A 19,028-nucleotide genomic window follows, 5' to 3' on the forward strand; every position below is an offset into this window, starting at 1 on the left:
CGCGCCGCCAGCAATCGATCTGTGACCTGCGGCGTCAGGATTGAAGGGCTCACTGGTGCGCGTCGTTCCGGAACTCATACCACGGACCCTCCACGTGCCCGGCATCGCTCGGTCGGCTCGCGGGGCTCCAGATATAGCCGTAGCCGTCCCCTCCCCAGCTCTGGCCTCGATAGAAGTAGACATGGTCGTCCTCCCGGTAGACGATCTCGAACGAGAGGCTTCCGATGCTTTGATCCCTGAGTTCAGCGCCCTCCCCCAGCGTGCGGGCGACCGCCTCCATCCTCCCTGACGAGTGCGTGAAGCGCAGGTCCTCACTCCAGATCAGGGCCACGGCAAGGATGACGGCCAGGAGCGCCGCGCCCAAATACGCGGCTCTGCGTAACGCCAGTCTTTCTGCGCGGCTCGTCTCGGTCATGTGGTCATCTTCACATGTGCCAGGGCAGACCTACGAGGTCGCGCGAGGATGAAAAAGGTTCTGTCTACAGCTTGGGCGAGTTCAATGCCTTCACTCGCCAGGAAGCCCACCCGCGCCACGATACGTTCCCGCTGCAGCTCCCGACGATCAGCTAACGAGCAAGCGACACAGGTTATGGCCAAAAGGGACAGCGCATGCTCGGTGACACACCTCCGATCGGCGGGCCGCCCATGGAAGCCTCAATCAGCTCATCACGAAGATCAGCTGATTCGTGAAATGCCTTGACCAGCCCTCAGCCGCAGCGAGACCCTTCTGTTCCGACCTGAACGAGGTGACTTCGCGTGGCGGTTGAGGCGAGCAGCCCCAGGCAGTCGATCATGCAGCAGTACCAGGCATGGGTCGACCCAGACAGTGGTGTGGCCGGAGACGGTCGGCGGGCTTTCTTTACACAGGCGCTGATCGTTCTTGATACGAACGTACTGCTAGATCTCTATCGTTATACGCCCGACGCCCGTCGGCAGGTCCTTGACGCGCTCGAACTGGTCTCGTCGCGGCTATGGCTGCCGTACCAGGTGGGACTGGAATTCGTCAGAGGCAGGCGAGGCGTCATCGAGGATCGAACAGACAAGCTCCGGAAGGCCAAGAGTCGCCTCGACCAGCCCCTGCGCGAAGCATGGAAGGACGTTCAGGAGGCGCTGAAGGGCGTGAAGGCTCTACTCGGCACCTTTGCTGCGGACGAAGCCGGCCAGGCCGAGCTGGACGAACTGATCAACGAAACGAACTTTAAAAAACTCCTTGAGCCCTGGCGGCAAGCGCTCTACGAGCACATCGACAAGCTGAGGACTTCTCAGGACATCGGACTTGACGATGTCAGTGGCGGCTCTGACCCCATTCTCCCCAAGGTCACGGCACTGTACGGCGACAAACTCGGCCCCGCACCAGATCCCGACAAGCTCCAGGCCCAAGTCGAGCATGCCATTGCCTATCGCTTCCCGAACAAGATTCCGCCCGGATACCTAGATCTCGGTAAGCCTACCTCGCTTCAAGCGGCAGGCGACTACATCCTCTGGGAAGAGATGATCAAGCATGTCCAGGAAACACCCGCACGGGAGCGTGTCCTGTTCGTCTCTGCCGACGTAAAGGATGACTGGTACGAGCCTGCTGGAGTTGGTTCAGACTCGCGGCGGCCATGGCCAGCTCTAATCAACGAGTTCCACAGGCGGACGAATGCCGACTTGCTCATCGTGGAGACCAAGGTGTTCTTCGAAGGAGTCAGTGAGTTCCTAAACGCTGAGATCACCGCTGAGACGGTTGATGAGATTAGCCGGACTGCAGATTCCCGCGAGGACACCGGCTCTGAGCTCGATCAGGTGATCACAGCAACCGAAGCAGCGACCCTGCCTCCACCGGAAGCCCTGCCCTTGCTGGCTTACAGGGCGGCTCGTCTTTCAAGCCCAGCGATCAGGACGGCTATCGCCGACAGCCGCCATCGCCTGTTTCAGTGGTGGCTGGTCGGCGTAACCCTGGAGCTGAGCCTGCGTGACCCTGAGGTCAACGAGCCTGCGGTGGACCTCGTCGCCGTCATTACAGGCGACTTGCCGCCTGCCCCGGACTGGTTGCCGGGCACTATCTTGCCAAGAGGAGAATTCCCTACCCCCAGCTCTAGGTGGATCGCTCCATGGCTGGCACAAATCATCAGAAACTCACCGAGAGCGGACCGTTCTTCTCTCCTCCGGCTCGCACAGCGGCAGCTCGCCCAACGAGAGAGGGCGGACTCTGCCGCCGGCTTCTGAGCCCGAGTTCCAGCGAATATTCATCCTCAGAAGCAGCAACAGCTGGGCCCACTAGCTCCTTGACATCACACCCACGCCGGACGTTCTGGTCGCGCTGACGCGGACGCCGATCACCCCGCTTGATGCGCTGAGCAAGCTGATCGACAATGCGATTGACTCGTTCCGCGCGGCTGAGATCGCTGGGGAGGCGTCGCCTGTCCGGCATGTCGTAATCGAGGTCACCGGACTGAGCAAGGTGGAACGAGGCGAAGGAGTGATCCGGGTTCGTGACACCGGCCCCGGTCTTAGTCTGACCGGCACTCACCCGGCTCCTCCCTGGTCAATCGCTATGCATCGACGAAGCAGCGGCCCTTCCTCTCCCCGCCGGTTATGTTGTCCGGTCGGCTCGATCGGTACTACGGCCGCCTCCGACGCCCATCCGGCACCCGCCCACTTCCCGGCTCCGACGGCGCGACGCTCCGGCAACGAAGACAATCTCCGCAGGTTGCCAGACCGGGGAGGGCCTCCCCAGTTCCCGCCGCCACTATCGATGCGTTCCGCGCCCCATACGCCGGGGAGTCCCTGACGGCTGCGCTTCCAGGATCTTCACCACGTCCATGGCCTTCGCCCCGGTTTCGAGAGACTCGGCACTCCCTCGCCCCACCCACCGGGCAGGCAGAGTAGCGACGCCGCACGCTTCACTTCATGCTACAGAGCGCATCGTCGCACCCCCCCATGCACGGGGCCTTTGACGCTGGGCTTCGACCTCGTCCGTTTCCAGACGAGATCGCCAGCCTGCTGCCGAGCCCCCTCAGCTCCCGGACCAGACTTCCATCGACAAGCGACGACGAGCTTACGCGCAACAAGATCAGCCGCTATGTCACGGCTTCACCTCCTGCTCTGCTGGGCGCACGGAAAGCCCTCACTGGTGCGCCGGGGAATGCCCCCCTTTCATCACACGTCTGTGGACTGATCAGGCTTGATTCCATGGTCAGTCGCGGCGAGACCGTTCGGTAGCCGACCTGGACAGGTTCAGGGACATGAGCGGGATGATCTTTCGGCTGGTGCAGACCATAGGACGCATCTACGCAGGTCAGAGTACGTGTGCTAGCCGTACATCTCCCCCTCTCCTAAAGCGGGTGCCGCAGGTTCGAATCCTGCCGGGGGCACTCTGTGATGTCTCAGGACATCGGAAACCCTCGAACCTACGGGTTCGGGGGTTTCGTCTTGTTGGGGTTTGCTTGTGGCTGGTAGTCGCGGGTGGGGTCGATGGTCAGCTCGCGCAGGAGTTCTCCGGTGACGGCGTTGACGACGCGGACGTGCAGATCGTCGACCAGGAGGATGACGTGGGTTCGGGCATGGGTTCGCCCGATGCCGATGTGGTGCAGCCGACCGTCCAGGCGCAGGGTGACCACTCCAGAAGGGTCGATGCGGTCGTGACGTACGCGAGCGTGGGTGTCGGCGTCGCGGCTGCCGGCGGGCAGGGCCTTGGGCGAGGCGGCGTAGACGGCTGCCGGGGTGGCGCGGTGCGGCAGGGATCGGTGCGGGCGGTGGTGGTTGTAGGCGTCGACGAAGTGGTCGAGAAGCGCCTGCAGGCCGGCCAGGGTGGCCGGTTGGTCGGGCTGGGCGCGTAGCCAGTTTTTCATGGTCTGCTGGAAGCGCTCGACTTTGCCGCAGGTGGTGGGGTGGTTGGGGGTGGAGTTCTTCTGCCGCACGTGCAGGCGGCGCAGCTCGTGTTCGAAGGCGTTGCGGCCGCCGCGGCCGCCGGCGAGGCGGGTGGTGAAGACCATGCCGTTGTCGGTGAGGGTGGAGGCGGGCACGCCGTGGGCGGCGACCGCGGCGCGGAAGGTGGTCCGCACGATCGGGCCGGTGACGCGGGGGTGCGCGGTCACCGACAGGGCGTAGCGGGAGTGGTCGTCCAGCCAGGACAGGATCTCGGCGTCGCTGCCGTCGACGAGCCGGTAGTGGGTGAAGTCGGCCTGCCAGGTTTCGTTCGGCAGCTCTGCCTGGAAGCGGATGTAGGACGAGCGGGGACGTTTCTTGGGCTCAGGCGCGACCAGGCCGCGGCGAGTGAGGTGACGACTGATCGTGGCTCGTGACACCGTCCGCCCGTGATGGTGGGCAAGGTGCCAGGCGATCGTGTCCGGGCCGGCGTCCAGTCCCTGCTCGGCGAGTTCCTTGCGGAGCCGGACGATCAGCTCGACCGTGTCGGCGTCGATCGCGTTCGGCGAGGTGCGCGGCCGTCGCGACCGGGGCTCGAACGCCGCCTCGCCCTCGGCCCGGTAGCGGGCCACCAGCTTGGACACCCAGCCCTTGGACACCCCGTAGGCGCGGGCGACCTCTGCCTGGGAGCGGCCCTCGACGACAACGGCGGTGATGACAACTCTGGCCTTGGGCACACCGCCCAGGCTCATGATCGCGATGGTTGCCTATGTCCCGAGACACACTCCGTTGAAGTTTCCTATGTCTTGCGACATGGGTTTCCTATGTCCTGAACCAGCACACTGCCGGGGGCACTCTGTGATGTCTCAGGACATCGGAAATCCGCGAACCCACAGATTCGAGGGTTTTCTCTCTTCCTGGGGCTGGTGGTCGTGGGTGGGGTCGATGGTCAGCTCGCGGAGGAGTTCTCTGGTGACGGCATCGACCACGTGGAATACTGCCGTCCCCTGCTTTGTAGGTGGCATAGGCTCCGGACTCGGAGATCGCCTGGAGCTGGAACCCGTGCCGCTCCAGCACCGCATCAGCACGGGTCTGGGTCATGCTGGTTAGGTTCGATACTCGAGCCGCTGCGCCGCCGGTTTCGGCGGGTCGTCGTTGTGAGCCAGAACATCGGCCGCGCCGGCCTGCACGCAGCCGCCATGGCCTCAGCGGGTCAACCACAGCGTACCTCCACACGGCTGAAGAAGGACGGGCGCAGGCGTGCGAGCCCGTACGGCCGAAAATCGGTTGCCTCGGATGGCGGGCTCCGAGAATGTGGTGTCCATGAGGCTCTGACGGACAGCACCCCCACCAAACCGAGATGTCATGGCACCTACTCGTGCCGTGATGCCGCCCGCCCATACCCTGTTCAGCGAGAGAGCGTCTTTGTCTCAGCAACCCTCCCGGCAGGAGTTCCCGCTGCCGTCCACCCCTGTCACGGGGTCGGCCACGGTCACTGTGTTCGCCTCCCCCACGAGCTGGATCGAGTCCGATGCCGTCGCGCAGTGCCATCAGGTGGCCGCCCTCGACGGCATGAGGCACGTCGCCGCCATGCCGGACCTGCATCCCGGCAAGGGCGCCCCCATCGGAGCCGCCATGGCGTCGACTGTTTTGTACCCGTTCCTGGTGGGCGCCGACATCGGTTGCGGCATCGCCGTGTTCCCTGTCAAGCTCAAGCGGGCCGTGCCCGAGAAGCTCGCCGCCCGCTTCCCCGATCTCGATCGTGCGCTGGACCCTGAGCTGGATGCCGGCGATCCCGCCTGGGCCGTCGTGAAGGGTGGCATACCCGCTGGTCACGTCGAGGGTCTGGGGACGGTCGGGCGGGGCAACCACTTTGTCGAGCTGGCCCGGATCGGGACCGTCTTCGAGCCGGACCACGCCGGCCGTCTCGGCCTCGCCGTCGGCGACCTGGTTCTCATCGTCCACAGCGGCTCCCGGGGGCTGGGCGAGCGGATCCTGCGGGCGCACACCGAGGTCAACGGCGCGGGCCCCGCCCCTGATGCCGGCGCCTACCTGGCGATGCATGACGACGCCGTACGGTGGGGATCGCTCAACCGGCGGCTGCTGGCCGCCCGGGTCGCCCACGCGTTGGGGACCGAGCCCACCGAGCCGATCGTCGACCAGTGCCACAACCTGGTCGAGCTCCGCGACGGGATCTACCTGCACCGCAAGGGGGCGGCGCCGGGTGACGGCCGCGACGTGCTCATCGCGGGTACGCGGGGCACCCCTTCTTATCTTGTGGCCGGCCACGCCGGACCGGAGGCCAACCATTCCGTGGCGCATGGCGCGGGCCGCAAGATGTCGCGGGCGGACGCCCTGCGCCGGGGGCGGGCCAAGCACACGGTCGAGGAGCTGCGCCGCACACCGATGGGGTCGCTGGTGGTGTGTGGCGATCGCCAGCTGCTCTTCGAGGAGGCGCCGACGGCGTACAAGCGCATCGAGCAGGTGATCGCCGACCTCGTCGACCATGACCTGGCCACGCCCGTGGCCACCACGATCCCTCTGGTCACTTACAAGACGCCCGACCTCGGGTCGGCGCCCCAGAGGGACCGCCGGGAGCACCGCCGCAAGCGGGGGCGGCCGTGAGCGTCCATCTGCTCCTGTCGGCCGGGCGCGGCCCGCAGGAGTGTGCCTGGGCATTGGCTCAGCTGCTGCACCGCCTGGAAGGCGACGCCACCCGGCAGGGGCTGCAGACCCATCGGGCCCACACCGTTCCCGGTGACCGGCCTGGCACCTACCGATCGGTCCTCGTCCGCATCGAAGGAGACGGCGCCGAGGCGTTCGCCGCCTCGTGGACCGGAACCCTGTGCTGGCAGGCCCCCAGCCCCTACCGGGCCAGCACCGGCCGGAAGAACTGGTACGTCATCGCTCGACCGTGCCAGGTCGACATCCCACGTACGACATTCACCGAAGCGGACGTCGACATCGTCGCCTGCCGCACCGGTGGCCCCGGCGGTCGACATCGGAACAAGGCCAGCACCGCCGTACGGGCGACTCACCGGCCCACGGGGATCGTCGTCGTGGTCGACACCGAGCGGCAGTTCAGCCTCAACCGCCGCATCGCCATGCGGCTGCTGCGACAGCGCATAGAGCACGGCGACGAGGCGGCAGAGCGCGCCGTCACCACCGCCCGCTGGCGTATCCACGACGAGCTCGTACGCGGCAACCCCACCCGCGTCGAACGCCCGGAGACGTCGGAGCAAGACCTGGCGCCACAGGTGCGGACGCGCCGGCGGCAGCGGCAGTCCACCCCGGCCACGCGCAGGTGAGAAGGAACCGCATCAGACAGCATGCGGGTCGCTGGTGCGAAGATCGCCTACTCAGGATCATTCAGTGTGACCCGGGGGCCGATGAGCTCAGCCGCGGGCGGGTGTGCGGAAGACCTGATGGCTGTGCCAGCTGATGTGTTCCTGTTCGACCGCGTCCAGGCCGGGCTGAGGCTTTCGGGCGGGCCGACCTGCCAGGGAGAGCACCATGTCCAGGGAAGACTGCGAGCGGCCGACGAACTTGGCCGAGACGGCGATCGTGTGCTCCCTGGTCAGGCCGAGCGCGCCCTTGTCGAACAGCTTGTGGTGGATCGCGCACAGGCACAGCCCGTTCGCCACGTCGTCGGGTCCGTCGAACGCCCACCAGCGCACGTGCGCCGCGTCCAGGCCCACCACCGCACCGTCCAGCCAGCCGTCGTAGGAGCAGAACGCGCAGCAGTACTCCTACGCCATGAGCACCCGATCGCGGAAGCCCGGGTCACGGCGTACGGCCTTCTTGACCTCGCCGACGGTTTCGAGGGTCTCCAGGTTCAGGCCGGCCAGCAGGCACAGGTCCGCGTGCAGGGACCGGGCGAAGTTGGCGTCCAGCAGGTAGCGGGCGATCTGCCCCAGCAGGCCGGGCTCCTCCGACAGCGCGCGGGCCAGGTCGGGATGCTGGCGGCCGGCGGCCTGGCTGTCGCGAAGCCGGCCCAGCTCCGGGCCCGGACTACCTGGGCCGTGGCGGGTGTCGACCAGCCACAGGCCGTCGTTCGTCAGGTGGTGGAACGGGTAGCCGGGGCTGGTCTCGCGTGGTGGGCCGTACTCCTTCAGCAGCTTCTTCAGCTCCGCCTCGGCGGCGCTGAACGGAATGGGGCGATTGCCGTGCTGCTGGAAACGGCCCAGAACGTACAGCAGGAGGAGCGGCTTGTGGGGTGCGCGCTCGCCATGTCTGGTCCAGCGCCGAATCTCGGCGACCCGCTCGACCCAGTCCACGATCGGTCAGTGTAAGGCGATGATCCGGCCCCGGCACACGGTATTTCGCGGTGGCCGGCCACGCCCTATAGTCGCCGGGTGAGCGATCTTCAGCCGGGCGTTTACCAGCACGTGATCACTCGTGAGCTGGATGGCCGGCTGCGTGCGATGTCCGATCGCGAGCTGATCGACCGGCGGTCGTTGGACCTTGCCGACTCCCACGAGACGTTGGCCCGGCATCTGGGCGCGCTCACCCGCCGGGCGCTGCGCTCCGTACGGGGTGAGAGCGACGTGGCACGGCTGGCCCGGCAGGTGGAGATCGTCAACCGGGTCGCCGACCTCATCGGTGAGCTGGTGCCCGAGGCCGCCTCCCCCGAGGAGATGGTGGAGGCCGCCGAGGAGTTGCTGGGCATCGCCAGGAGCCGGGACGCGGCCGGGCAGGTGCGTTTCCCGTCGCGGCCGGTGATTCCCCTCACCGGGAGCGCGTTGCTGGTCAACGGGCGCGGGCAGCCGGAGATCGGCCACGAGCTCAAGCGCGAGCTGGCCTCCGCCGACCACGTCGACCTGCTGTGCGCGTTCGTGAAGTGGAACGGCGTGCGGGTACTGGCCGAGGCGATCGAGGAGTTCCTTCAGCGCGGCGGCCGGCTGAGGGTGGTGACCACCACCTACATCGGCGCCACCGATCGCCTGGCCCTGGACCGGCTGGCGGCCATGGGCGCCGAAATCCGCGTCTCCTACGACACCCGGATGACCAGGCTGCATGCGAAGGCGTGGCTGTTTCATCGAGGCAACGGTCTGTCCACCGCCTACGTGGGATCCTCCAACCTGTCGCAGACCGCCCTCAGCCACGGGCTGGAGTGGAACGTACGACTCGCGCAGGCCGAGCAGCCTCATCTCATCGACACGTTCGCCGCCACGTTCGACGACTACTGGGGCGATCCGTCGTTCGAGCCCTACGACCCGGCGCAGGACGCCGAGCGGCTGGACCGCGCCCTTTCGGACGAGCGGTCCGGGGGCCGGGCGGTCGTGCTCGACTTCGCGCATGTGGACGTGCGCCCGTACTCCTACCAGCGCGAAATCCTCGACGAGCTCGCCGCCGAACGGCAGATCCACGACCGGTGGCGCAACCTGGTCGTCCTGGCGACCGGTACCGGCAAGACCGTGATCGCCGGGCTCGACTACCGGCGACTGCGCGCGGCCGGGCAGGCGGAGTCGGTGCTGTTCGTCGCCCACCGCAAGGAGATCCTGCGGCAGAGTCTGCTCACGTTCCGGCAGGTGCTGCGGGACGAGACGTTCGGCGAGCTGTACGTGGACGGTGCCCGGCCTGAGCGGTGGCGGCATGTCTTCGCCTCGATCCAGACGCTGCACCACAACCCGCTGCCGGAGCCGGAGCGGTTCGACATGGTGATCGTGGACGAGTTCCACCATGCCGAGGCCGCGACGTACCGGAAGCTGCTGTCGAGAGTGCGGCCCAAGATCCTGCTCGGCCTGACGGCGACGCCGGAGCGCGCCGACGGCCAGGACATCAAGCACTGGTTCGACGGCCGGATCGCCGCCGAGCTGCGCCTGTGGGAGGCGCTGGAGCGGGGCCTGCTGGCCCCGTTCCAGTATTTCGGCGTCCACGACGGCACCGACCTGCGCCAGATCGGCTGGCGCCGGGGTCAGGGTTATGACGTCGGTCAGCTCTCGAACGTCTACACGGGCAACGACCGTCGCGCCGCCGTGGTCCTGGCGACATTGCACCGCAAGATCGGCGACGTCGGACGGATGCGGGCACTCGGCTTCTGCGTGAGCATCGACCATGCCCGCTTCATGGCCGACCGCTTCACCCAAGCCGGGCTCCCCTCGGTGGCAGTCACCGCGCAGAGCTCGCGGGACGAGCGTGACCAGGCACTACGCGACCTGCGGGATCGCCGGGTCAATGCGGTGTTCACCGTCGACCTCTTCAACGAGGGCGTCGACGTGCCGGAAATCGACACCGTGCTCTTCCTGCGTCCCACCGACAGCGCCACCGTCTTCCTGCAGCAACTTGGGCGCGGCCTGCGGCTGGCCGATGACAAGCCCTGCCTCACCGTGCTCGACTTCGTCGGCCACCAGCACAAGCAGTTCCGCTTCGACCGGCGCTACCGGGCGCTCACCGGCGCCAGCCGTACCGGGATCGCGAGGGAGATCGAGCAGGGGTTCCCGACGTTGCCCGCCGGCTGCGTCATCGACCTTGACCGGGACGTACGCCGGCTCGTTCTCGACAACGTCCGGCAGGCGCTCAGCCTGAACTGGCGGGATCTGGCGCGCGAACTGCGCGAGCTGGGGGACGTCGGCCTGTCCACCTTCCTGCAGGAGACGGGGCTGGAGGTGGAGGATCTGTACCGCCGCAGCCGCCTGGGCTGGGCCTCTCTCCGGCACGCCGCGGGTCTGTCGGTTACGCCTCCTGATACAGGGCTCGGACGAGCTTTCGGCCGGATGCTGCACATCGACGACGTCGAGCGGCTCGCGTTCCTGACCAAGGTGCTGGCGGGAAAGGCTCCGCGGTCCCCCCGCGAGCTGCGCCTGCTGGCCATGCTGGACACGATGTTGTGGGGCGGCACCGAGCCCGTGTCCGGGATGGAGGCGCGGCTCGCTCGCCTCAGCGGTGCTCGGGCCGCGGAGCTCGGTGAGCTGGCGGACGTGCTTCGCTCGGGGCTGCGTCATGTGGCGTCGCCGCTCGACCCTGTGGTGCCCTTGCATGTCCACGCCCGCTACAGCAAGAACGAGGTGTTGGCCGCCTTCGGCGTCGACAAGCCCGCTCATATGCGGGAAGGGGTCAAGTACGTGCAGGAGCACCAGGCGGACCTGTTCTTCGTCACCATCGACAAGTCCGAGGACCACTACTCCCCCACCACGCTCTACCACGACCGGGCGATCAGCGAGAGGTTGTTCCAGTGGGAGTCGCAGAGCACCCTGCGCTCCTCGGCCGCCACCGCCCGCCGCTACCTTACGGGTGAGTCCACGGTCCACCTCCTCATCCGACAGTCCAAACGCGACGAAGGGCTCGGCGCTCCGCCCTACACCTACGCGGGTCCGATGCGCTACGTCAGCCACGAGGACGAGCGGCCCATCCGCTTCGTCTGGCGGCTGGACCACGCGCTCCCGCCCGAGGTGTTCCATTACGCCAAGGCCACCGCCGGCTGAGCCGACTGCGGGAGCAGCGCCGATTCGGGCGGCTCAGCGGAGGGTGGCGGTGAAGGTGCGGCCGTACGTGTGGTGGGTCGTGGCCTGGATCAGGGTGCCGCCGGGTACGCGACGTACCGTCACCCCCTCGTCCGCCGCCTCCAGGCGGAGGGGCGGGCCCGGCAGGACGACGGAGACGCGGTCGCGTTTCATCGTCGGGTCGGACAGGGCGACCACCGTGCGCCGCCCGGACTGGACGATGACCGAGGCGGGGCCGTCGATGAGGAGGCGGCCGGCGTGGCGTGGGCCGTCGGTGAAGACGTTGGCGGCGACGATCCCGAGCGTCTCGTGCCTGATCGCCTGGACGTCCCGGTTGTTGGCGAGGACGGTCAGCGGGCCGTGCGCGTAGCGGCGCAGGCGGGCCTCCGTCGCGTTCGGGATCAGGGCGTAGGCGAGGGCGGACACGCCACCGGACGCGGGGTGGGTGACGGACGCGGTGAAGACGTTCTTGGTCACCGGGGTGTCGGGGTTGGACGTGCGGACGGTTCTGCGGCTGCGGGTCACCGTCTCCAGGCCGGCCGCCACGGGCTGCCGGGTCAGGAAGGCGTAGCCGATCGCCGTGCGGCGGGTGGCATTGGCGTAGCGGAGCCAGCGCGGCGGCCTGGTGTCGCCCGTCCGCCACGCCCCGCCGTCCCAGCCCTCCCCGCTCAGCGCGACCGTGTCGCCGGGAGCGGCGATGCGGCTGTCCACCGTGGTCACCGCGTCGCGGCCGCCCTGGCCGGAGATGCCCGCCGCCAGCACCACGATCTCGTCGTCCAGCATGAACCAGGACTTGGTGGCGCGGGCGTTCTGGTAGGCGACGAAGTCGTCGGGCAGGATGCCCGCCTGTTTGGCGGTGTAGGCCACGTCGTCGGACTGGACCATGCCGGCCGTCCCGTACGCGCCGAGCGTCGCGCCGCCGGAGAAGGCGTTCTCGCCGCGCGGGAAGTATACGTACGTGTTCTGGGACTCCGAGGAGGAGGTGAAGTTCAGCGGGTGCCCGGGGTTCTCGTACCAGAACCGGCCGCCGTACAGCTCGGGGACCGTTCGCCGCTCCTCCACCGGCACGGTGATGCCGGCCAGCCGGTACGGCGAGACGGTCGTGTAGTAGTCGACGCCGAAGACCTGGCTCTGGTCCTCGCCCGAGAGGTAGAGGTGGAAGGCGCCCTCGCCCTGGAACCAGGGCATGAGGTTCTCGCCGTTCATGTACTCGTACTTGCTGATCCGGCCGGAGCTGCGGGCCAGGGCGAAGGCGTAGCCGGGGCGGCGGTGGACGGTCCGGTCCATGGCGTTGAAGGCGACGCAGCGCTCGGGTGGGTTCAGGTCGGCGGCCGGGACGGCGGCGTCGGCGCGGATGGCGGCGTAGCGGGCGATGCTGATCGGCGAGACGAAGGCGGTCGTGTCGGCGGCCGGGAGGAATTTGACGTACTTCTTCAGCGGAAGCGGGTCCTCGACGTGGTCGGCCAGGTCGGTGACGGCCTCCACGATCACGCCGACGTCGGCGTAGCCGGTGGCGGTGCGGGAGACCGCCCTCCCCTTGACGATCTCCATCAGCCAGCCCTCGAAGATCAGCGGGGCGAAGCCGTCGGCGATCCAGCGGTGGACCACGCCGGGCAGGTCCGCCGAGGTGCCGCCGCTCGTCACGCCCTGCAGCATCTTGAGGGTCTGGATGACGCGGGTCAGCAGGATGCGCCCGTAGGAGCCGGTGTAGGCGACCGAGTCGTGCTGGATGAAGGAGCCGTCGCGGTAGTAGCCGTCGGTGACGCCGTGCTGGAGGTTGTACGGGTCGATGGTGGCGAAGACGGTGGCCTGGTCGGCGATGGCCTTGACGACGCGGGCGTCGTCGCCGGTGAGCGCGCCCTGGAGGATGCGGTTGGCGGTGATGTCGGCCAGGTTCGCCCCGGTGTGGAAGCGGGAGTCCAGGTCGACGTCGCCGTTCTTGCCGTTGCGCAGGTAGGCGTCCATCGAGGCGAGGTAGGTCGCCGTCAGGTCGGGGCGTCCCTCCCGTACCCGTTCGGCGAGCAGGGCCAGCGTCCTGCTCACGTGGGTGGGGATGCCGATCTCCCAGTTGTGCCAGTTGCCGTAGTAGCCCTTCGACTGGTCGCCGTAGTAGCGCTCGTGCAGCCACACCAGGCCGTCGGTGACCCGCCGCTGCACGGCGGCGTCATCGGCGAGGCCGCCACCGGGCGTGCGGGTCGCGAGGGCGATCTCGTACAGGTACTGGTAGGCCAGCCGCAGGTTGGCGTCGTCGGTGCCGAGCTTCAGGCCGGCGAACAGCTCACCGTCGCCGGCCTTGTCCATGGCGGCCAGCCGCTGCCTGGCGGTGGCGAGGATGGAGGCGAGCTTGGCGGCGACCTCTGGGCGGGCGTTGACGTCGGGGGTTCCGGCGAGCATCGCCACGGTGTTGGTGAGGAGCCGGGCGTGGTCGATTCCCGCCGCGGCGCGCGCGGGGGCGGCTACGGCGAGGAGGCCGGCGGCGGGGAGCAGGGAGAGAACCTGGCGGCGGGACATGTGCGGCACGGCGGGCTCCAGGCCGTTGGACGATATGCCGGGCTCACCATACATGATCTACTTTTGTCAGCCCAGGACTCGTTCCGTCGTGAAATCAGTGCTTCGGTTTGAGGGCGACCTCGAACCGCACCTCGACCTCGTCGCTGAGCTTGAGCGTGCCGAAGAGCGCCGAGTACGGCCTGATCCCCCACTGGGACTGCACGATGACCGCCGAGCCGTGCGCGCGTCCCTCTGTCGCCGAGCCCTGCACCGCGACGGGCCGCGTGACACCGACGATGGTGAGCTCGCCCTCGACGCGGAACGACTCCGCGGTCCCGTCGACCCGCGTCGACCGGAACGTGATCGTCGGGTGGCGGGCGGTGCGCAGGATCTTCTCCCGGACGATCTTCTCGATCTCCTGGCGATCGGAGCCCGTCAGCGGCTTGACGCCGCCGGTCGCCTTCCGGACCTCCAACGACTCGGCGTCGATCTCGACCGTGACCGAGGAGCGGGAGGGCTCGACGGTGGCTTCGCCCCGCCAGCGGGTGACTTCGATGGTGAGGTCGTGGCCGGCCTTCGCGCCGATCCCCGTACGCGTCGTGTCGACGAGGAGCCGGCCGGATTCGGGCCCGAACGTGTAGCTACCAGCGGCAATGCTCACCCTGCCAGGCTAGCCCGCGCCCCGGGAAGGCGGGCGACGCGCCCGAAGACGAGGGGAGGACTAGCGTGATCGCCGGCAAGCAAGGAGAGCTCATGAACCACAGGACCGCTGTCGCTTCGTTAGCCGCCGCCATGCTGGTGGCCGGCTGCTCGGTGACCATCCCGGAGCCCGACCAGAAGGGCATCGTCTACGACGCCGGCATGTTCTCCGACACCACGTTCCAGAACTGCGTCGAGCCCGGAGTGCGCGACGTGTCCGGCTGGGGGGACAAGGGATATGTCTACCCGGCCGGCCAGCGCACGTTCGAGTTCGCCGCCGACCCGAACGATCCTGCCGGGGTCAGGACGAAACCGGGGGCCGAGGCGGGACCGCTCACGATGTGGACCAAGGATCCGCTGGAGATGCGGGTGTCCGGCGTCGTGACGTTCTCTCTCACCAGCGACTGCAAGACACTGCGGCAGTTCCACGAGCAGATCGGGCTGAAGTACAAGGCCGACACCGACGCCGGCTGGCGCAGGTTGCTCAGCGTCTACGTCGGCCAGCCGCTCGACCGGGCGCTGGACGCCGCCAGCAAGGAGTTCGCCTGGCGCGATCTCACCTATCTCGACCCCCAGGCCAAGCAGCAGTGGGAGGCGAAGGTCGCCGAGTACATGGCGCAGTTCCTGCGCGAGCAGGGCGGTACGGCCTTCTTCGACAAGTTCTCGGTCACGCTTCAGCAGCCGCAGCCGCCGCTGAAGGTTCGCGAGGCGATGGCGGCCGTACAGCAGGCGAAGGAGGAGAACACCGCGCAGAAGGCGAAGAACGAGAAGGCGCGCACGGAGCTGGAGGCCATCAAGGCGCTGAAGGACGTGCTGGGCGCCCAGGGCGCGGTCATGTGGCAGGCGGTCAAGGACGGCCGCATCCAGATCATCGTCTCCGACAGCGGGCAGATCAACATCACTCCGAACAAGAACGGCGGCAACTGAGGCAGAGCCACGACGCCGGGCTCCCCCACGGTGGTGAGCCCGCTCGTCGCCTCCTTCGTCCGGGAGCCGAGCAGCGATGAAGTGGTTCTGGCCCGCACAAGCGGGACGCCGGCCGTAGGTCCGTACACAGGCGGCCACATCGCGGGACTACTACGCTTCCCGGGAGTCGGCATCTCTCGGGGACGGATCTTGGTTGTGGATCTGGTGGAACGGGCGGGGACGCTCAAGGGACGGCTGGTCAAGTTCGCGCTGTCGCCGCGGTTCGAGCGGCAGCTCGCCGAGGCGTTCGAGGAGGCCGACCCGGACGGTGCCCTCGGTGACGACCTCGACCCCATCATGGTCATCGACCACTTCATCCTGCAGCGTCGCCTTGCCGGTGGTGACACCGTCGTCGACAGGTTCGTCCGGACCCAGGCGAAGCTGACGTCGCAGGAGCGGGAGCTGCTTCTCGGGTGGAAGGACGTCGTCGAGGGGATCTTTGAGGTACGGGGGAAGGACGGCGACGAGCTGTCCCTGGTCAACCTCGTGGACGAGCTGCCCTACCGGGCTCGTTCCACCATGGGTAAGGCGGCCTTCCGGACGCTCAGACGGGGCATGTTCGTGGTGTGCCGGCTCGTGCCGCTCGGAGAGGGCTGGCTGGTCAGCGGGAACCTCCGGGTCTTTCCCGCGAAGGACCGGGGCGTCATGCTCACCCAGGCCATGGAGCTGGGGCTGCACAATCCCGCCTGGGTGTTCCGCAACCCGGAGAAGCTCGCCGCCGCCCGGCGCATGCTCGCCGAGCAACGGGCGGTGTTCGTCGAGGTGTTCGGGGACGAACTGATCGTCGTCGCGGGGGCGGAGCTCGCTGAGCGGATCGCCGTCTTCTGGGACGCCATGACGGCCGAACCCGGCGGGTCAGCGGACGGAGCGGCGCCGCAAGGCGAGATCGCCCTGCCGGATGAGATCGTCGAGGCCGAGAGCGTGGCGCTGCACTTCGATCCGGAGACCGGCCTCAGCTACTACGTCGACTTCGGCCTGCTTCAGGAGCTTTTCGCCGATCCCGCCCTGCTCGCCCGTCGTCGCTACCGCGAGACCCTGTCCAGCTATCTGCGCGAGGACGGCGTCTCCCCCACGCCCATCAGAATGCTCGCCGAGCGTGATCCCGGGAATGCCGGCGTGGTGTTCCGGAAGCTGTTGAAGAGGCGAGACTTCTCCTGGGAGCGGGACGGGGAGGCGCTGCTGCGCGAGTACAAGGCCCGGTACTTCGATGCTCCGCAGCTTCCCACTCACATTCCGGTCAGTGAGGAGATGGCTGAGCACGTGCGGAGGTCGCGGCAGGAGCGGCTGCCGGAAGGCCATTGATGGTCACGCGGAGACTGGTGCTGTTCGATCTCGACAACACCCTGGTCGACCGGCTGGACGCCTTCCGGAGGTGGACGCGGGAGTTCGTGGCCCGGCGGGAGCTGGGTGAGGGGGCGTTCGAGTGGATGGTGCGGCTGGACGAGGACGGGGCGGTGCCGAGGGAGGTCTTCTTCCGGCGCGGGAAGCCGGACGTGCGGTTGTTCGAGATCGCGGCTGAGCGGTGTGGGACGACGCTCGGGCATGGTGGAGGCTGGGTCGTGGGGGACGACGCGGTGGAGGTGATCATGGCTGAGGGTGGGGGTGGCAGGTGACCTGGTGGGCGGTGGTCCGGTTCCTGCATGTGCTGTCGGCGGCGCTGTGGGTGGGCGGTCAGCTGACCGTGTCGCTGGTGGTGTTGCCGCTGGCGCGGCGGCTGCTGGACGAGGAACGGCGTGGCGGGCTGCTGAAGGCCGTGGGGCAGCGGTTCGGGGTGTTCACGGTGGCGGTGTTCCTGCCGGTGCAGATCGCCACGGGGGTGGCCATCGCCATGCATGAAGGGGTCACGTGGGCGTCGCTGGCCGAGCCGGGGTACGGGCGGGTTCTCGCGGCGAAGCTGCTGGTGTTCTGCCTGGTCATGGTGGCGGCCGGGCTGCACGGGTGGGCGACGGGGGCCGGGCGGGCGGTGTTCGCGCGGGTGATGGCTCTGGGGGCGGCGGTGGGGTCGGTCGTGGTGGTTCTCTTCGCCACCGCTCTGCCCTACACGTGAGGTCCCAGGTGGGTGGTGAACCAGGTCGCGGCCAGGCGGGCGACCTCGTCCAGGGTGCCCGGCTCCTCGAACAGGTGCGTCGCCCCGGGTACGACCTCCAGCCGGGCCTCGCCCGCCAGCCGGGCCAGTGCCCGGCGGTTGAGGTCGAGGACGGCCGGGTCGGCACCGCCGACGATCAGGAGGGTGGGCTGCTCGACGTTCCAGAGGAAGTCGCCGGCGAGGTCCGGGCGGCCGCCGCGCGAGACCACCGCGCGCACGCCGTCCGGTAGCGCCGCGGCGGTCACGAGGGCCGCCGCCGCGCCCGTGCTGGCGCCGAAGAGGCCGACGGGCAGTCCCTCGGTACGGGCGTCCGTCGACGCCCAGGCGGCCAGCGCCTCCAGCCGGCGGGCCAGCAGGCCGATGTCGAACCGGATCTCCCGTGTCACCACGTCCAGCCGCTCCTCCTCGGGGGTGAGCAGGTCGGCGAGCAGGGTGGCCAGGCCGGCCGCCTGGAGCCGCTCGGCGACGTGACGGTTGCGCGGGCTGTGGCGGCTGCTGCCGCTGCCGTGCGCGAACAGCACCAGCCCCCCGGGGCGTCGCGGAGCGGTGGGCGCGGTGAGGTCCGCGTCGAGGGTGACGCCGTCGGCGGGGATCCGCAGCCCCTCCGTCAAGGGGAAGCGCCCTTCACGGGCAGCCCGGCCGCCGCGTCCGGTACGGCGATGTCCATGCGGGCCATGCGGCGATACCCCGTCCCCGGCGGCCGGGGCGGGATGTGCAGCCGTGGCCTGGCCACCTCCCGGTACGGGATCGAGGACAGCAGGTGGGAGATCATGTTGATCCGGGCCCGCCGCTTGTCCTCGCTCTCCACGTCGTGCCAGGGCGCTTCGGGGATGTGGGTGTGGACGAGCATCTCGTCCTTGGCCCGCGAGTACTCCTCCCACCGGATGATCGACTGAAGGTCCATCTCCGACAGCTTCCAGCGCCGCATCGGGTCGTCCAGCCGGTCGCGGAAGCGCCGTTCCTGCTCGGCGTCGCTCACGGAGAACCAGTACTTGCGCAGCAGGATCCCGTCCTCCACCAGCAGCCGCTCGAAGATGGGGCACTGGTGCAGGAAGCGGGTGTACTCCTCCTGCGTGCAGAAGCCCATGACGCGCTCGACGCCGGCCCGGTTGTACCAGCTCCGGTCGAACAGCACGATCTGCCCGGCGGCGGGCAGGTGCTCGACGTAGCGCTGGAAGTACCACTGCGTCCGCTCCCGCTCGGTGGGGGCGGGCAGGGCGACGATGCGGGTCATGCGGGGGTTGAGGTACTCCGCGACGCGCTTGATGGTGCTGCCCTTGCCGGCGGCGTCGCGTCCCTCGAACACCACGACGACCCGCCGGCCCTCGGCCCGCACCCATTCCTGCAGCTTGACCAGCTCTCCCTGCAGCCGGAAGAGCTCCTTCTCGTACGGCTTGCGCCGTAGCCTCCCGCCGGCCTTCGCCGGCCGCGGCTTCCCGCCGGCCTTCGCCATAGGTCACACCTGCCCCGCCGTACGCCTGTCGATGCGCACAGCG

General features: G+C 68.5%; 14 protein-coding genes and 1 pseudogene. 8 read left to right on the forward strand and 7 right to left on the reverse strand.

Translation table 11 applies throughout. The annotated features are described in order from the left end of the window. Positions 1–49 precede the first annotated feature (49 nt). Positions 50–415: a hypothetical protein gene (locus AB0H64_RS27020; protein WP_357629740.1), complete on the reverse strand. Its 366-nt coding sequence runs from the start codon at positions 413–415 to the stop codon at positions 50–52. 341 nt (positions 416–756) lie between these two features. Here AB0H64_RS27020 and AB0H64_RS27025 point away from each other — a divergent pair, with 341 nt between their 5' ends. Further along, positions 757–2,208 carry a PIN-like domain-containing protein gene (locus AB0H64_RS27025; RefSeq protein ID WP_357629742.1) on the forward strand — a complete coding sequence of 484 codons (1,452 nt, stop codon included), beginning with the start codon at positions 757–759 and terminating at the stop codon, positions 2,206–2,208. Positions 2,209–3,392: 1,184 nt separating this feature from the next. Here AB0H64_RS27025 and AB0H64_RS27030 read toward each other — a convergent pair. Next, complete coding sequence (locus AB0H64_RS27030) at positions 3,393–4,601, reverse strand: IS481 family transposase (RefSeq protein WP_357629745.1); 1,209 nt, start codon at positions 4,599–4,601, stop codon at positions 3,393–3,395. 673 nt (positions 4,602–5,274) lie between these two features. Between AB0H64_RS27030 and AB0H64_RS27035 the strand changes: the two genes are divergently transcribed. Both AB0H64_RS27035 and prfH read left to right on the forward strand, forming a co-directional pair. Continuing rightward, positions 5,275–6,474 carry an RNA ligase RtcB family protein gene (locus tag AB0H64_RS27035; protein WP_357629748.1) on the forward strand — a complete coding sequence of 400 codons (1,200 nt, stop codon included), beginning with the start codon at positions 5,275–5,277 and terminating at the stop codon, positions 6,472–6,474. Next, the gene (prfH, locus tag AB0H64_RS27040) at positions 6,471–7,157 is read left to right on the forward strand and encodes a peptide chain release factor H (RefSeq protein ID WP_357629751.1); all 687 of its coding nucleotides are present in this window, start codon (positions 6,471–6,473) and stop codon (positions 7,155–7,157) included. Before AB0H64_RS27035 ends, prfH begins: the two co-directional genes overlap by 4 nt. 87 nt (positions 7,158–7,244) lie before the next feature. Here prfH and AB0H64_RS27045 read toward each other — a convergent pair. After that, positions 7,245–8,126: pseudogene (locus AB0H64_RS27045) on the reverse strand (phosphorothioated DNA-binding restriction endonuclease). A gap of 78 nt (positions 8,127–8,204) precedes the next feature. Between AB0H64_RS27045 and AB0H64_RS27050 the strand changes: the two are divergent. Then, complete coding sequence (locus AB0H64_RS27050; protein ID WP_357629753.1) at positions 8,205–11,273, forward strand: DUF3427 domain-containing protein; 3,069 nt, start codon at positions 8,205–8,207, stop codon at positions 11,271–11,273. Between the two features lie 33 nt (positions 11,274–11,306). Here AB0H64_RS27050 and AB0H64_RS27055 read toward each other — a convergent pair whose 3' ends face one another. Together AB0H64_RS27055 and AB0H64_RS27060 are read right to left on the reverse strand one after the other, a co-directional pair. Further along, on the reverse strand, positions 11,307–13,856 hold the full coding sequence (locus tag AB0H64_RS27055; RefSeq protein ID WP_357629756.1) for a polysaccharide lyase family 8 super-sandwich domain-containing protein: 2,550 nt from the start codon (positions 13,854–13,856) through the stop codon (positions 11,307–11,309). 40 nt (positions 13,857–13,896) lie between these two features. After that, positions 13,897–14,442, reverse strand: a complete 546-nt coding sequence (locus tag AB0H64_RS27060; protein ID WP_357629759.1) for a YceI family protein — start codon at positions 14,440–14,442, stop codon at positions 13,897–13,899. A gap of 92 nt (positions 14,443–14,534) precedes the next feature. On the opposite strand from AB0H64_RS27060, the gene AB0H64_RS27065 reads away from it, so the two are divergent. The 4 genes from AB0H64_RS27065 (at position 14,535) to AB0H64_RS27080 (ending at position 17,493) form a co-directional block, all read left to right on the forward strand. Then, positions 14,535–15,407, forward strand: coding sequence for an SPFH domain-containing protein (locus AB0H64_RS27065; RefSeq protein WP_357629761.1), 873 nt, complete (start codon positions 14,535–14,537; stop codon positions 15,405–15,407). Between the two features lie 195 nt (positions 15,408–15,602). Further along, on the forward strand, positions 15,603–16,748 hold the full coding sequence (locus AB0H64_RS27070; RefSeq protein ID WP_357629765.1) for a hypothetical protein: 1,146 nt from the start codon (positions 15,603–15,605) through the stop codon (positions 16,746–16,748). Beyond that, positions 16,748–17,059, forward strand: a complete 312-nt coding sequence (locus AB0H64_RS27075) for a hypothetical protein (RefSeq protein ID WP_357629767.1) — start codon at positions 16,748–16,750, stop codon at positions 17,057–17,059. Before AB0H64_RS27070 ends, AB0H64_RS27075 begins: the two co-directional genes overlap by 1 nt. Next, complete coding sequence (locus AB0H64_RS27080; protein ID WP_357629769.1) at positions 17,056–17,493, forward strand: hypothetical protein; 438 nt, start codon at positions 17,056–17,058, stop codon at positions 17,491–17,493. The genes AB0H64_RS27075 and AB0H64_RS27080 overlap by 4 nt, the downstream gene beginning before the upstream one ends. Here AB0H64_RS27080 and AB0H64_RS27085 read toward each other — a convergent pair. Together AB0H64_RS27085 and ppk2 are read right to left on the reverse strand one after the other, a co-directional pair. Further along, positions 17,484–18,143, reverse strand: a complete 660-nt coding sequence (locus AB0H64_RS27085) for a dienelactone hydrolase family protein (RefSeq protein ID WP_357629772.1) — start codon at positions 18,141–18,143, stop codon at positions 17,484–17,486. The genes AB0H64_RS27080 and AB0H64_RS27085 overlap by 10 nt on opposite strands. Then, positions 18,140–18,985: a polyphosphate kinase 2 gene (gene ppk2, locus AB0H64_RS27090; RefSeq protein WP_357629775.1), complete on the reverse strand. Its 846-nt coding sequence runs from the start codon at positions 18,983–18,985 to the stop codon at positions 18,140–18,142. Before ppk2 ends, AB0H64_RS27085 begins: the two co-directional genes overlap by 4 nt. Between the last annotated feature and the right edge of the window lie 43 nt (positions 18,986–19,028).

Origin of the sequence: Nonomuraea sp. NPDC050733 (assembly GCF_040654215.1) — a bacterium.
GTDB lineage: Bacteria > Actinomycetota > Actinomycetes > Streptosporangiales > Streptosporangiaceae > Nonomuraea.